Origin of the sequence: Pseudonocardia halophobica, assembly GCF_050948485.1 — a bacterium.
Lineage (GTDB): Bacteria > Actinomycetota > Actinomycetes > Mycobacteriales > Pseudonocardiaceae > Pseudonocardia > Pseudonocardia halophobica.
The window spans coordinates 560,111-573,954 of record NZ_CP192046.1 but is presented as its reverse complement, the minus strand read 5'-3'; the positions used below and the strand labels follow the sequence as shown (position 1 = coordinate 573,954).

Annotated in this window: 13 protein-coding genes; 5 read left to right on the top strand and 8 right to left on the bottom strand. The window is 70.5% G+C overall.

The annotated features are described in order from the left end of the window. Positions 1-48 precede the first annotated feature (48 nt). Complete coding sequence (locus tag ACQP04_RS02815; RefSeq protein WP_433505517.1) at positions 49-1,629, top strand: ArnT family glycosyltransferase; 1,581 nt, start codon at positions 49-51, stop codon at positions 1,627-1,629. 103 nt (positions 1,630-1,732) lie between these two features. Here ACQP04_RS02815 and ACQP04_RS02810 read toward each other — a convergent pair whose 3' ends face one another. Next, positions 1,733-2,404 carry a TetR/AcrR family transcriptional regulator gene (locus ACQP04_RS02810; RefSeq protein ID WP_433505516.1) on the bottom strand — a complete coding sequence of 224 codons (672 nt, stop codon included), beginning with the start codon at positions 2,402-2,404 and terminating at the stop codon, positions 1,733-1,735. A 370-nt stretch (positions 2,405-2,774) separates the two neighbouring features. On the opposite strand from ACQP04_RS02810, the gene ACQP04_RS02805 reads away from it, so the two are divergent. Together ACQP04_RS02805 and ACQP04_RS02800 are read left to right on the top strand one after the other, a co-directional pair. Then, complete coding sequence (locus tag ACQP04_RS02805) at positions 2,775-3,263, top strand: hypothetical protein (RefSeq protein WP_433505515.1); 489 nt, start codon at positions 2,775-2,777, stop codon at positions 3,261-3,263. 674 nt (positions 3,264-3,937) lie between these two features. Beyond that, positions 3,938-4,222 carry a tyrosinase family protein gene (locus ACQP04_RS02800; RefSeq protein ID WP_433508283.1) on the top strand — a complete coding sequence of 95 codons (285 nt, stop codon included), beginning with the start codon at positions 3,938-3,940 and terminating at the stop codon, positions 4,220-4,222. A gap of 450 nt (positions 4,223-4,672) precedes the next feature. Here ACQP04_RS02800 and ACQP04_RS02795 read toward each other — a convergent pair whose 3' ends face one another. The 7 genes from ACQP04_RS02795 to ACQP04_RS02765 form a co-directional block, all read right to left on the bottom strand. Beyond that, positions 4,673-5,392, bottom strand: a complete 720-nt coding sequence (locus tag ACQP04_RS02795) for a hypothetical protein (RefSeq protein ID WP_433505514.1) — start codon at positions 5,390-5,392, stop codon at positions 4,673-4,675. 92 nt (positions 5,393-5,484) lie between these two features. After that, entirely contained in the window at positions 5,485-5,754 is a 270-nt protein-coding gene (locus ACQP04_RS02790; RefSeq protein ID WP_433505513.1) for an SHOCT domain-containing protein, read from the bottom strand. A gap of 199 nt (positions 5,755-5,953) precedes the next feature. Then, positions 5,954-8,248, bottom strand: coding sequence for a heavy metal translocating P-type ATPase (locus ACQP04_RS02785; protein WP_433505512.1), 2,295 nt, complete (start codon positions 8,246-8,248; stop codon positions 5,954-5,956). Beyond that, positions 8,245-9,246, bottom strand: a complete 1,002-nt coding sequence (locus ACQP04_RS02780; protein ID WP_433505511.1) for a hypothetical protein — start codon at positions 9,244-9,246, stop codon at positions 8,245-8,247. Before ACQP04_RS02780 ends, ACQP04_RS02785 begins: the two co-directional genes overlap by 4 nt. A gap of 57 nt (positions 9,247-9,303) precedes the next feature. Next, the gene (locus tag ACQP04_RS02775) at positions 9,304-9,513 is read right to left on the bottom strand and encodes a heavy-metal-associated domain-containing protein (RefSeq protein ID WP_433505510.1); all 210 of its coding nucleotides are present in this window, start codon (positions 9,511-9,513) and stop codon (positions 9,304-9,306) included. A 148-nt stretch (positions 9,514-9,661) separates the two neighbouring features. Further along, complete coding sequence (locus ACQP04_RS02770; RefSeq protein WP_433505509.1) at positions 9,662-9,943, bottom strand: metal-sensitive transcriptional regulator; 282 nt, start codon at positions 9,941-9,943, stop codon at positions 9,662-9,664. A 227-nt stretch (positions 9,944-10,170) separates the two neighbouring features. Further along, entirely contained in the window at positions 10,171-11,688 is a 1,518-nt protein-coding gene (locus ACQP04_RS02765; RefSeq protein ID WP_433505508.1) for an MFS transporter, read from the bottom strand. 230 nt (positions 11,689-11,918) lie between these two features. Here ACQP04_RS02765 and ACQP04_RS02760 point away from each other — a divergent pair, with 230 nt between their 5' ends. Further along, complete coding sequence (locus tag ACQP04_RS02760; protein WP_433505507.1) at positions 11,919-12,269, top strand: NADH-quinone oxidoreductase subunit A; 351 nt, start codon at positions 11,919-11,921, stop codon at positions 12,267-12,269. Beyond that, positions 12,260-13,840 carry a hypothetical protein gene (locus ACQP04_RS02755; RefSeq protein ID WP_433505506.1) on the top strand — a complete coding sequence of 527 codons (1,581 nt, stop codon included), beginning with the start codon at positions 12,260-12,262 and terminating at the stop codon, positions 13,838-13,840. Before ACQP04_RS02760 ends, ACQP04_RS02755 begins: the two co-directional genes overlap by 10 nt. Positions 13,841-13,844: the final 4 nt, after the last annotated feature.

Here is a 13,844-nt window from a genome sequence, read left to right as displayed (position 1 = left end):
CACGCGTCGCCCCTGGGCCGGCCGGTTTTGGCCCGACTGACCTGGTGGGTGCTGGCGATCGCCGCGGTCGTCGTCGTGCTCTCGGTGGTCCGCGCGTTCGCGCCGATGACCGCCTACCCGGGCGATATCTGGCGGCAGTCGGACACTGCCACGATCGCGCGGAACTTCGCGCTGAACGGGATGAACATCTTCTTCCCGCAGATCAACTGGGGCGGGTCCGGCCCCGGGTACGTGGAAACCGAGTTCCCGCTGATGCCCTGGCTCACGGGGCTGACCTATCTGGTGTTCGGTGAGCACATCGTGCTCGGCCGGCTGATCTCACTGGCCTTCATGCTGATCGCGGCGGCCGCCTTCTGGGGCCTGGCCCGACGACTGCTGCCGGCCACGGCGGCCCGCTGGGCGCTGGCGGCCTTCTTCCTGTCCCCGGCCTTCATGCGCTGGGGCAGCGCGTTCATGCCCGAGGCGACGGTGCTGGCCTTCTACGTGCTCGCCCTGCTCGGGTTCTGCCGCTGGCTGCAGGAAGACCGGCCCGCATTCCTGGTGTGGGCGGCGGCCGCGACCTCCGCGGCGGCTCTGGTCAAGCCCACGTCGTTGCACATCGGGCTGGTGATCGGGGCGTGGGTGGTGTTCGCTGCGCGAAATCGGGTGCGCCGCCCCTCGCTGTACGCCGCCGGGGCCGCCGCCCTGGTGGCGCCGGCGCTATGGCTGCGCCACGCCGCCTCGCTGCACGCCACCTACGGCAACACCTTCGGCGTGATCTCCGGCGGGGACAGCAAGTGGGGCAGCCTGTCGCTGTGGCTGAGCCCGGCGTTCTACCTGGGCAACCTCCGCACCGAGACGATCTTCATCTACGGGCTGGTCGGGCTCCCGCTCGCCGTGCTCGGCGTGTTCTGGCTGTGGCGGCACCGCGCGGACAGCTCACCGGCACAGGGCTCCTCAGCCGCGCTTGGAGCGGTCGGGGTGTCGCCGCTGCCGCTGCTGGGCGCGGGCGCGATCGCCTTGACCGTCTACTACTTCGCGGCCGGCCGCTACACCAGCACTGACCTGGGCATCCAGTACCACGTCTACTCGCTGCCCTACGCCGCGATCGCCGTCGGTGTCGGGGTCGGCGTCGCCCTGGGCCGGGTCGGGGCGTGGCTGAGCCGGTCGGCCGCCGTGGCGGTCGCGGCCGTAGTGGGGGTGCTGCTCGGGGCGCAGGCGGTCAACGTGTTCGCCCAGTCGCTGCAGGACGAGGCCGGCGTGTTCGGCAGCTGCGCGATCGCGCTCGATGCCGTGTCGATCCCGTCGGACCTGGCCGTCGTGTCCACGACCAGCCGCACGGTCGAGGACGGGGTAACCAACAACTACCAGGAGCCGGTCGTGTTCTTCCTGGCCGACCGCAAGGGCTGGAGCCTGCCCGCGGACCACCACACCCCGGACGACGTCGACGCCCTGCGCGCAGCCGGGGCCCGGTTCCTCGTCGTGGGCGACCCGCAGCTCGTCCCGACCGGCGGACCACTGGCGGCCTGGCTCGCCGACAACGCCCGCCCACTGCGCACTAGTGAGCGGGACGGATGCTCGGTCTGGGACCTCGCCGCGTCCGGTCCGAGCCATGAGCCCACGCACGAGGAGGGGGCCGGGGGCCAGTGAGGTCCGGCCGGACTCGAGACCTTCGGCCCGGGTTGGTCGCGGCTGTCGCCAGCGCAGGGTTGCGGAGGTGACGGGCGGAGCAGGGTTGTATCGGGACGCGGACTCAGCCGGAGTTGACCGTTCCCGGATCGCCCCTGGGCGGAGAGGTGGGCTGCAACGCCACGATCACGAGGTCCAGGAGCCGGTCGAGGGCAGCTGGCTCGCTGAGGCGGCGGGCCGCGCTCATCGCGGACAGGCAGTAGACCGCCAGCTCGGCGGGCGGTACGTCATCGCGAACCCCGCCGAGGCCCTGGCTGTGGCGCAGGCGTTCGGCGAGGAGCTCAACGAGCCGCTGCTCAGCGCTTCGAACGTGATCGGTGCGGTGCAGCCGCGCGGCGATCTCCCCGCCAAGTACGGGATCGCTGTGCGCGATCAGGTGTGCATAGGCCTGCAGCGCTGAACGCAGGGCGGCGAGGCCGTCAGGGCCGGTCGCGTGACCGGCCATGGCACTGGCCGCGGTACCGAGTTGGACATTGTCGGCCGTTGGTCGCAGTGCCTGTTCGACGTGGTCGAGGTGGGCGGTGATGACCCGCTCATGCCACGCGACCAGGAGCGCCTCGATGTCGGGAAAGTACTTGTAGAGGGTCGCGCGGCCGATTCCGCTGCGGCCGGCCACCCCGGACATCGTCACCGCAGCCGGGCCGCCCTCGGCGACGAGGTCGGCCACGGCGGTGAAGATCGCCTCGCGCACCGCCTTCTTGTGCGCGTCGAGTGTGTCGGTCCACAACCGCGGCACCCCACCAACCTACAGAACGACGCCCTCTGGACACGCTGTCTCTACCGAGACACACTGTCTCCCTCAATTGTGGGAGGGCCGATGGCGCGATTAGTAGGTCTACCGCGATGGGTCACGGTGCTCCTCCTCGTCGCGGCGGTGCTGGTGCTGCTGGCTGTGCTGGCCACGGTGACCGGGGTGGGCGGTGAGCACGGGCCGGGCCGGCACTTCGGGCAGCCGGTCGCGACCGCGGGGACGACGACGTCGCCCGTCGATTTGGCGGCATCGCCTGGGGTTTCGGCTGGGGGCTCAGCGCCGGCTGCGCCGGGGCGGGCGTGAGGTGGCGCGGGCAGCTCGAGCGGGGGCGGACCGGCGCCTGCGCCGTTTCGCGTTGACCGTCCACGTGCTGTGCTCGATCGGCTGGGTCGGTGCGGTCGCGGCGTTTCTGGCTCTCGCGGTCGGGGCAGCACTGAGCGCGGGCGTGTTCCGGTCGGCGATGCTCGTCGCGGCCATGGTGGTCACGCAAGCCGTGATCGTTCCCCTGGCGCTGGCCTCGACGGTGTCCGGGGTGGCCTCGTCACTGGTGAGCCCGTGGGGGTTGTGGCGACACTACTGGGTGATCACGAAGCTGGCGCTGACGTTGGCGGCGACCGGGGTACTGCTGTTGCAGGTCCAGCCGATCGCCGCGCTCGGCAGCACACACGCACTCGCCATATCGTCGCCAGGCCAGCCCCTCGTAGCTGAGGGGCACGCCGGAGTGGCGTCGCTGCTGATTCACGGGACCGGAGGCGTCGTGATTCTGATCGGGATCGCCATCCTGGGGATCTGGAAGCCACGCGGCGAGCTGCGCCGCCGAACCACCAACGCTAGGTCACCTTAGCCCAGCGCCCGCTAGGCCTTAGTCAAGCCGACTGTCACCCGCACGACGCACCCGACGCTCGTGGTGAAATCGGGCGTAACGGTGACGTGAAGGCGCCGGGTGCGCTTACCACCTGGAGATCGGCCCCACGACAAGCGTGTTCGAGAGTTGCAGCAGAGGCTGCGCCGGGGATCCGTAGCGGATGGTCTCGCTCTCGACGGCAGCGGCACTCCTTATACGTAGTTCTGCGTAGAGTTCTTCCCCTTCCAGCTTCATAGAATCAGTCGAGGGTAGGCGGGGCAGGTCGGTCAGATGTTCCCGCAGTCGAGGAGATCGGATAGCGCATAACTGATAAGACTGCAGACTTCGGCGAGCATTCCGTCGAAGCTGCGGAAGGGCTACGGGGCCGGTGCTCGTCATTGATGATGTACCGCATCTGACTCGTAGAGCACACTGAGACTTGTTCATCCTTAAAGATGACGCATTCGCGCCCGCTGGAAATCTCGACGAGTTGGCGCACCGCGTCATCGTTGCACAGGCTGCCGATCGCTATCGATGCGACTACGGGACCGCCCTCTCCTGCGGCAGGTGAGGACCATGCCGACACGTAAGAACTACCGCGACCTCACCGTCACGGAGAAGGCGCGGTTCGTCGCGGCTCTGAACTTCGTGAAGTAACGGGGGTTGTTGACCGTCTGGCCGCTCATTTATCCTTCTTCGACTTCGGCATCCACCACACCTCCCACTTCCTCCCCTGGCATCGACGATTCCTGTCGATCTTCGAAAAGCTGCTCCAAGTATACGTACCGACCATTACGATCCCCTACTGGGATTCCACCGTTGATCAATTCTCCATCAGACCCACAGTGGGATCAGACTTTCTTAGGGCAGTTCGACGTGGGATGGAATCTGCAACGGTGGCTCTCGGATGGTCTCTCACTACCCAAGCCGGTGCGACAACAGATGGGCATTCAAGATAGCGGATTGCCATTTCTCGCGAAGGTCAGCGGCCTGAGCGCGCACCTGGGTACGGCCAGCTGCCATAGCTTCTGCCACAACACGGAGACCGTCTACCACAATCCGCTCCACCGCTGGGTGGGCGGCGCGATGCGCGCCACCAGGGCCCTTACCGACCCGGCCTTCTATACCTGCATCATTGCTGGATTGACCGCCTCTGGGTGCAATGGTAGGAGGCCAACAGTAGGGCGAACCTGAACGCCTTCGACACTTTTACAGCAACCGAGCACGCGGGCCCGGCCGAAGACTTCGGGCTCGATGGTCCCTTGTTCGGCTTGGGTGAAACTCCGAGGCAGCAGCTTGACTACCGCGCTCTCGGCTACGACTACATCTTGTGAACACTAGGCATTGTGTGGGCGGCGCAGCACGAGCACGCGCTGGTCCGCGAGCACTCCCGCCCGGAGTCGTCGGTTCTAGGCGCTGGCCACGGGGGCAGTCGGCTCTCGCGATCTGAGTCCGACGACGAGCAGGCCGACGCCGAAGACGAGGACGACGAGCTGCAGGGCGATGCCGACAGCGTCCTGGAACCCGCTCTCCAGCCCCTCGTAGCCGATGGAGACCCCAATGGCGAGGGAGAGCAGACCGCCGACCACCAGCAGCACACCGAGCCAGCTCGCGAGGAGGCGGCCCACCACAACCGCGACACCCACGAGCACGAACGCCACGCCGAGCAGGACCCGGAAGTAGCTCTGGACGCCCCACTCGATCCAGCGGGTGGTTTCGGCATCGGCGAAGCGGGTCGGCTTCTCGATCTCCGCTGCGGCGGCCCACGCCTCGACGTTCTGCTTGAGGGTGACGCCATCCACCGCCTGGAGCACGGCCCAGGCCCCGGCGCTCGCGACGAGTGCTCCAGCCGCCAGAAGCGCAAGACACGGTGTCTCCCGGTGCAGGGCGCGGCAGAGCACGAGCAAGCCGGAAAGGGCCACGAGCACGAGGACGAACTCTGCGAGGTGGGTGGCGACCCAGGCGCCGCTCGCCGCGTACGCGGCGAAGATCGCCTCGTGGTTGTCCTCCTCTCCGGTCGGATGCAGGAGCATCCGCTGGACGGCGTTCACGACGAAGCCCCCGAGCAGTAGTGCGCCGCTGAGGGTCAGCACACTGCGGTCTGACGAATTTGCCGCTCGCACGCTCATCGCCGCGATCCTTTCCGCCGCTGCGACCCAGATGGCCCGGCCCCGATCGCCGACGTGCCGGTTCCGGGCCCCCCGAGAAGCGAAGGGCGCCCTCAGGGTCGGGAAGTTTCCTTGACCGGCGCCGCGAGGGCGGTGCGGCGGCGGTGGTACTCGTCGTCATCGATCTCGCCGCGCGCATAGCGCTCTGCGAGCAGCTGTTCTGGGGTGGGTCGGGGCTCATATGCCGGGCCCGCGTCCCGCGGGTTCCGGGTCAGGCGGACCAGCACGACGATGCCGAGGATCAGGAGGCCCCAGAACGCAACCGAGCTCAACGTCATCAGGGTGTAGCCCCACCCGCTCATGTGATCGCTCCACCAGACCATTTCCGGGCGCTCCCTCCGCAAGCCAAGCCCCCCACTTGTCACGCTGTCCCAGGAAGCGGAGCGAATCGCAGAGGAAAATGGCCTGCTCGGCGAGGCGGAAGTCCCGCCTGCGTGACCATCCTTCGGTCCGTGGCCGGCTCGTCCTTCAACGAGCCGGCCACAGGACCGTCTGCGGGTCGGCGAGAGCTCGCCGTGGCGCCTAGCGTGCCGTCGTGCGGAACCTCCGCAACCGCAGACTGTTCCCGACGACGAACACCGAGCTGAACGCCATGGCGGCGCCGGCGAGCATCGGGTTGAGCAGGCCCAGGGCGGCCAGCGGCAGCGCCGCGACGTTGTAGGCGAACGCCCAGAACAGGTTGCCCTGGATCGTGCCCAGGGTGCGGCGGGACAGGCGGATCGCGTCGGCCGCGGTGCGCAGGTCGCCGCGGACGAGGGTGATGTCGGCGGCCTCGATGGCGACGTCGGTGCCGGTGCCCATCGCGAGCCCGAGGTCGGCCCGGGCCAGCGCGGCGGCGTCGTTGACCCCGTCGCCGACCATCGCCACGACCCGGCCACGGGTCTGCAGGTCCTCGATCACCCGCAGCTTGTCGCTGGGCAGGACGTCGGCGATCACGGTGTCCGGGTCGGGGTCGATGCCGACCTCGCGGGCGACGGCCTCGGCCGCGGCCCGGTTGTCGCCGGTGAGCAGGATCGGGGTGAGCCCGAGCCCGCGCAGCTGCGCGATCGCCTCAGCGGAGGTGTCCTTGACCGCGTCGGCGACCACCAGCACCGCCCGTGCCTCGCCGTCCCAGGCCACTGCAATGGCGGTGCGGCCCTGCACCTCGGCCGCCGCCTTCGCGGCCGCGAGTTGCGGGGTGAGCGGCTGGCTCCACTGCTCGAGCAGTGCCGCCCGGCCGACGAGCACGGCGTGCCCGTCCACGACGCCCTGGACCCCGAGGCCTTCGAGGTTGGTGAATCCCTCGACGCCAGGCAAGGCGCCGACCCGCTCCCGAGCCGCATGGGCGACGGCCTGGGCGATCGGGTGCTCGGAAGCGTCCTCCAACGCCCCGGCGAGCCGCAGCACCTGCGCCTCGTCGACCCTGTCACCGACGTGCACCTCGACCAGCCGCATCTTGCCGGTGGTGACGGTGCCGGTCTTGTCCAGCACGATCGTGTCGACGCGGCGGGTGGACTCCAGCACCTCGGGGCCCTTGATGAGGATGCCGAGCTGGGCGCCGCGACCGGTGCCGACCAGCAGCGCGGTCGGGGTGGCCAGCCCGAGCGCGCACGGGCAGGCGATGATCAGCACCGCGACCGCGGCGGTGAACGCCGCCGCGGCACCGGAGCCGGTGCCCAGCCAGAACCCCAGGGTGACCGCGGCGAGCGCGATCACAATCGGCACGAACACCCCGGAGATGCGGTCGGCGAGCCGCTGCACGGCCGCCTTGCCGGTCTGGGCGTCCTCGACCAGCCTCGCCATCTGCGCGAGCTGGGTGTCCGACCCGATCCGGCGGGCCTCGACGACCAGCCGGCCGCCGGCGTTGACGGTCGCCCCGACCACGTCGTCGCCCACGCCGACCTCGACCGGCACGGACTCCCCGGTCAGCATCGACGCGTCGACCGCCGAGCTGCCCTCGACCACGGCCCCGTCGGTGGCGATCTTCTCCCCGGGCCGGACCACGAACCGGTCGCCGACGGCGAGCTGCGCGACCGGGATCCGCACCTGCACCGGGCCGTCGGGGCCGTCCCGCAGCACCGCCACGTCCTTGGCGCCGAGCTCGAGCAGTGCCCGCAGCGCGGCGCCGGCGCGGCGCTTGGACCGGGCCTCGAAGTAGCGCCCGGCCAGGATGAACGTGGTCACCCCGGCGGCGACCTCGAGGTAGATGTTGCCCGCCCCGTCCGACGGGCTGACGGTCAGCTCGAACGGGTGCGTCATGCCCGGGACGCCGGCGGTGCCGAACAGCAGCGCGTACAACGACCAGGCGAAGGCCGCGAGGGTGCCCAGCGAGATCAGCGTGTCCATCGTCGCGGCGCCGTGGCGCAGGTTCGCCCAGGCCGCCCGGTGGAACGGCCACGCCGCCCACACGATCACCGGGGCGGCCAGCGCCAGGGAGATCCACTGCCAGTAGGTGAACTGCAGCGCAGGGACCATGGCCAGCGCGACGACCGGCAGCGACAGCAGCGCCGACACCAGGAGCCGCTGCCGCGCCTCGCGCAGCTCGGGCCCGTCGTCGCCGGAGTCCGGGCGGTCGGCCTCGTTGATCGGGAGCTCCGGCAGGCGGGCGCCGTAGCCGGCCGATTCCACCGCGGCGATCAGCGTCTCGGCGGCGACGCCGTCCGGGGCGGTGACCTTCGCCTTCTCCGTGGCGTAGTTGACCGTGGCGGTCACGCCGTCGAGCTTGTTGAGCTTGCGTTCGATCCGGTTCGCGCAGGACGCGCAGGTCATCCCGGTGATGGCGAGCTCGACCTCGCTGACCGTGCTGCCCGCCGTGGCGGGCTCACGGAGGGTGGTCATCGGTGGCCTCCTTCCGTGGCCCCCGCGTGCGGGGTGGCGTCGGTGTGCGGGGTGCCGGTGTCGCGCGGGGCGACAGCACCGGCGTCGGTGGCGGGGCCGGTTGGCAGGGTGAACTCCGCGGTCCGGACCACGCCGGCGTGCTGGAAGTCCAGGAACAGCCGGTAGGTGCCGGCCGACGGGACCTCGGCGACGAACCGGATCTGTGGGCCGGCCGGGGTCCGCCCGTCGCCGGGTTCGCCGTCGGGGTGCACGTGGAGATAGGCCAGGTCGCTGCCACGTAGCGCGACCAGGTGGCCGTAGGCGCCGAGGTAGGGCTGCAGGTCGGTGACCGGCTGCCCGTCGCGGGTGACCGTCAAGGTCAGCGGCGAGGCCGCCCCGGCGGTGAGCTCGCCGTCGAGGCGGACGGTGTAGCCGTCGACCTGGGCGGTCCGGCTCGGTGTGTGCTGGACCGGGGTGTAGGTACCGGCGGCGGACAGGTCGACGCCGAGCGTGGTGGCCGGGCCGCCGGTGGGGGTGAAGTCGGCGAAGGCGCGGTAGACCCCGCCCGCGGGCACGTCGATCCGGGTGCGCCAGGTGCCGTCGGGCTCCATCGTCGGGTGGACGTGCTGGAAGCCGGTGGTGTCGCGGCGCACGACGATCAGGTGCAGGCGCTTCGTGTGTTCCTCGTCGAACGCGGTGACCGGGTTCCCGTCGGGGCCGGTGATGCGGAACGCGATCTCGTTGCCGGTCCCGGCCGTCAGCGGCGAGGCGGTGGGCGTGAGGGTGTAGCCGCCCCTGCTCGACGCCAGCCCGGCCGGCTGGTCTGCGGTCTCCGGGACGGCGCCGCTGTGGGTGTCCCCGTGCCCGGCGTCCTCGCCGCCGGACATGTTCTCGGGCCCGGCCGCCGTGGCGGCGGGGGCGGAACGGAGGGGACCGACAGCGGTTCCGGTCGCGTACGCCCCGACGGTGAGCAGGGCGAGCGCCGCGCCGTAGGCGGAGAGCTTCGCAAGAGTGTTCATGATCAGTCCCTTGCTGGGTGCCCGCCGACCCAACGGTCGGGGGCTGGGTCGGTGCGGCTACGAGGCCGCGAGCTGATAGCCGGCCTCCTCGACCGCGGCGCGAACGTCGACGGGGTCGAGCGGGGTGTCGCTGTCGACGGTGACCGCACCGGTGAGCAGGTCGACCGCCACCGAGCGCACGCCGCGCAGCTCGGTGAGCTCCTCGGTGACCGATGCGACGCAGTGCGCGCAGGTCATCCCGCTGACGGTGTAGGTGCTGCTGGCCATCACATATGCCTTTCTTCTCCTGCCGATCCCGTGCGGACACGACGAAGCGAGCGGCCGGCGAGGCGCCGGTGCCGGGCTTGTACGGGCGAGTCGTAGGGGCGCTGGGGAGGGTGGGAGCGCGGCGCCGTGGTCGGCGCTCCCACCCCGGTCAGGACTTGACCAGGCGGGCGATCGCAGCGCTCGCCTCGGCCACCTTCTGGTCGGCGATCTGTCCGCCCTCGGCGACCGCGTCGGTGACGCAGTGCTTGAGGTGCTCGTCGAGCAGGTTCAGCGCCACGGCCTCCAGGGCCTTGTTCACCGCGGAGATCTGGGTGAGCACGTCGATGCAGTACTTGTCGGACTCGATCATCTTCGTGATGCCGCGGACCTGTCCTTCGATCCGACGCATCCGCTTGAGGTGTGCATCCTTGGTCTCGGTGTAGCCGTTCACGACGCCTCCTCCGCTCGTAATACCTAGACTATACCCTAGGGGGGTACCGTACTCAAGCCGACCCACGAGCGGGTGTGGCGATTTGTCACGGCGGGCGCCGATCGCTCGACCTTCCCGACCATCGTCGCCGACTCGGGCTACTTGGTCAGGGCGCCGAAGACGGTGGGCCGGCATGCCTGACGCCCACCGTCTCGTCCCTTCGCGCGCGAAGTGCACATTCCCTGCGGCTACGCGGCGTCGGCGTCGCCTCTGGCCGGCGAGCCGTTGCCGTAATCAGCCTGCGCCGCGCCTCCGCTCGCTGACGTTGCCCGATCCGTCGCGCCGTTCGTCTCCCCTGCGGTAGTCGCGACATCTGCAGCGACAGGCGTGGGGCGGCGAACGGTGAGGGCGGCGAGCAGGCCTCCGGCAGCCGCGATGGCGGCAGCGCCGAGGAACGCGGCGGAGAAACCGCTCGTCAGCGCGTTCGGGTCCTGCACCTCGGTCGCTCCGTAGGCGGCCGCCACGGCGGTCATCGCGGCAAGTCCGAGTGCGGACCCGACCTGGTAGGACGTGTTGACGATGCCCGAGGCCAGCCCGCCTTCCTCTGGGCGGGCGGCGGAGAGCGCGGTACCCAGCGACGGAATGAACGCCAGCGACATGCCTACCGCCGCCAGCAGCGACGGCCCCAGGACATCGACGGTGAACGCGCCCCCTGGCCGAGCGAAGGACATCCAGGCCAGGGCGCCGGCCAGGACCAACAGGCCGGTCACGATCAGCGGCTTCGGTCCGGTCCGCGTCACCAGCCGCGGCACGATCGCCACCATCAGCACCATGATCGCGATGGTCATCGGCAGCAGCGCAGCGCCTGAGGCGAACGCACGGTAGCCGAGGACCTGCTGCAGATAGAGGTTGAGGAAGAACCACATCGGGATCCACGCTCCCCCCAGCAGCAGCTGCGCCAGGTTCGCCGCTCCCAGATCGGGTGCCCGGAAGATCCCCAAACGCATCAGCGGAGCAGACCCGTGCGCCTGCGTCCACCAGAACGCCATGAGCAGGACGACCGCGGCGGCGAGCGCGCCGACCGTGGATCCCGCCGACCAGCCGACCTCCGGGGCGCGCACCACCGCGAAGACCCCGAGCCCCAGGCCGGCAGTGACCATCAGCGCTCCGAGCACGTCGAGCCTGCCCCGCGCCGTATCCGTGGCCGGCAGCAGTACCGGGGTCATTACCAGTACCGCGGCCGCGATCGGAACGTAGAGCCAGAACACGAACGGCCACGACAGCCACTGCGTGATCACTCCGCCGAGGAACACCCCGGCAGTCCCGCCGGCCGGAGCGGCCGCCCCGTAGAGCGCCAGAGCCTTGGTCAGCTCGCGCGGTGTCGACCCGAACAAGACCATCAGCAGCGTCAACGCCGCCGGCGCGATCAGTGCCGCGCCCACGCCCTGAACGGCACGGCCGGCCAGTTCCAGCCACGTCGAATCGGCCAATGCCGAGGCCACCGAGCCGACCAGCAGGATCGCCCAGCCCGCCGTGAACACCCGCCGCGCGCCGAGCAGGTCGGACAATCGCCCGCCCAGCAGCAGCAGCCCGCCGAACGCGACTACGTAGGCGTTGAACACCCAGGACAGGCCCGCCTGGGAGAACCCCAGGTCGGCCTGCATCTGCGGCAGCGCCACTCCGATGATCGAGGTGTCCATGATCACCATGAACTGCGCCAACGCGATGAGCGCCAACGCCCACCATCGGCGCGCTTGACCAGCCATGTTCCTCACTCCTTCAGACGCCCTAAATACCCTAGGGGGGTTCCCTATCGATGAGGACGTTGTTTACACCCCCCCGGGGTATCTAGCAAGGCCATCGCAGGGGTTGATCCGCGCGTCAGCGGGAAGTGGTGTGCCGGTGGGGTGGCCGCACTGGACAGCCGACATCGGATGCCCCAAGATGCCCATCCGGGGTATGGGTATCAGGCACGGCGTCTGGACGGAGGTGGAGGATGGGCGAGTTCGTTCCGGTCCTCGCTGCCCTCGGGGTCGTACTCGCTCTGGTCGCTGCGCTCTACGCGATCGCCGCGACGACCGCCACCGCCCGGACGGCGCTGGATGTCGTTCCGTTCGCGGGCGGGCTACCGCCGACCCAGCACGCCTTCTCCCGATTCCACGTGCGGTGGTACCCGGTGACCATGGTGTTCTTGGCCTTCGACATGGAGATGGTCTTCATGTACCCGTGGACGCTGGTCGTGTCCCGGGTCGGGCCCGCTGCGGTGATCGAGATGTTCCTCTTCCTGGGAATTCTGCTCGCCGGAGTCCTGTATGCCTGGCGCGAAGGCGCTCTGCGATGGACCTGACCAGATGGCTGCTGCGCTGTGCAGCCCGCCGCCCGCACGTGCTGATCGTGCCCAGCCGAGGTGGGACGGCCGTGCGCCTGGCGGTGGAGGCCGAGCTCGCCCGTCGGGGCTGGCCGACCGCGAGCGCGCCCGCCGACGCGGACGTGCTGCTCGTCGCCGGGAGCCCTGGTCACGAGCTGTCGGCGGCGATCGGCGCCGTCTGGGCGGCCGTCCCGCAACCGCGGACTCGCACCACCCTCGATGGCCCCGATGACGTCGGCGCCGCCCTGGATCGGGCCGCCGCCGACCTCGCCGCAGGCGTCGGGTCGGCCACTCGCTCCACCTCCGGGCACTCGAAGCAGGACGACACAGCCACCGACGGGCGTGCGAGCGAGCATGGGCCCGCCGCGCGCGAGAAGCACACCGACCACGACGACCACAAGCACGGCGACCGCGAGCACGATCGCGAGACCGGCACTCATCCGCACGAGCGATCCGAGCACGGCGACGGACACGGCCCGTCGGCTGAGCACAGCGTCGACGACGCCGCGGACCAGCTCCAGGAACTCGGACAGGATCCCGGTCACCACGACCACCACAGCGGGCACGCCGAGCATGACGACGAGCACGGCGACCACGGCGCACATGGCGATCCCACCGATGAGCACAGCGGGCACGGCGGCCACAGCGGGCACAGCGGGCACAGCGGGCACAGCGGGCACGGCGGGCACGGCGGGCACGGCGGGCACGGGGACATGGAGATGACGGGCGGGCTCCCGATGGCGGATCTCGGCGAGGACCGTGACGGGTTGATGCTCGACCAGCTTCGGGTGGCGCTCGGGCCGGTGCTGCCCGGTTGGCCGGCGGGCCTGGTGGCCGAGGTGACCCTGCAGGGTGATGTCATCCAGGACGCCGAGCTTCGGCTGGTCGACGATCCCGTGATCGCGCCGTTCTGGCCGCGGGAGCCGGCCGCGCCCGAGCTCGCCGAGTTCGGACAGGACGCCGGCGACGACCGCCGCCGCGATGGACCCGGCCACTCCGGCGGGGCATCCGAGCTGCGGCGCGTGGTGGCCCGCGAGCTCGACGCGCTGGCCCGCCTGCTGGCGGTAGCCGGCTGGAAGGACTTGGCGATCCGAGCGCGGCGGCTCCGCGACGAGCTGCTGGACGATGGGCCTGTCGACATCACTGGGGTCGCGGCCGCCGATCTGTCGCGGAAGGTCGCACGGTCGCGCACGCTTCGGCGGATGTTGCGCGGGCTGTCCGACGTGCCAGCCCTGGTCGACCTACGTCTTGCCGCCCTCGACAGCGCCCTCAGGGCCCTCACCGCGCCGACGACGACGGGCCGGCGGCTCGAGCTCCACGGCGCCCCAGGCGCCGTGGCCGGGGCGACCGTCGGAGGGCGGAGCCGACTCGGCTTGTCGGAGCTCGAGCAGGCCCTCGTCGGCGTCGACCTGGCCGTGGCCCGGCTCCTCGTGGCGGCGGCTGATCCCGACACCGAGCGCGAAGCGGCCGACCCGCGTTCCGCGGACACGGCCCACACAGGTCATGAAGTGCAGCACGACACGGCCGGGCAGGGGGCTCATGATGGATGAGCCG

What these genes read in the sequence shown, in the direction of transcription:
- ACQP04_RS02795 (WP_433505514.1), bottom strand. Translation starts at nt 5,392, where the DNA reads ATGAGCGTGCGAGCGGCAAATTCGTCAGACCGCAGTGTGCTGACCCTC.
- ACQP04_RS02790 (WP_433505513.1), bottom strand. Translation starts at nt 5,754, where the DNA reads ATGGTCTGGTGGAGCGATCACATGAGCGGGTGGGGCTACACCCTGATG.
- ACQP04_RS02785 (WP_433505512.1), bottom strand. Translation starts at nt 8,248, where the DNA reads ATGACCACCCTCCGTGAGCCCGCCACGGCGGGCAGCACGGTCAGCGAG.
- ACQP04_RS02780 (WP_433505511.1), bottom strand. Translation starts at nt 9,246, where the DNA reads ATGAACACTCTTGCGAAGCTCTCCGCCTACGGCGCGGCGCTCGCCCTG.
- ACQP04_RS02775 (WP_433505510.1), bottom strand. Translation starts at nt 9,513, where the DNA reads ATGGCCAGCAGCACCTACACCGTCAGCGGGATGACCTGCGCGCACTGC.
- ACQP04_RS02765 (WP_433505508.1), bottom strand. Translation starts at nt 11,688, where the DNA reads ATGGCTGGTCAAGCGCGCCGATGGTGGGCGTTGGCGCTCATCGCGTTG.
- ACQP04_RS02760 (WP_433505507.1), top strand. Translation starts at nt 11,919, where the DNA reads ATGGGCGAGTTCGTTCCGGTCCTCGCTGCCCTCGGGGTCGTACTCGCT.
- ACQP04_RS02755 (WP_433505506.1), top strand. Translation starts at nt 12,260, where the DNA reads ATGGACCTGACCAGATGGCTGCTGCGCTGTGCAGCCCGCCGCCCGCAC.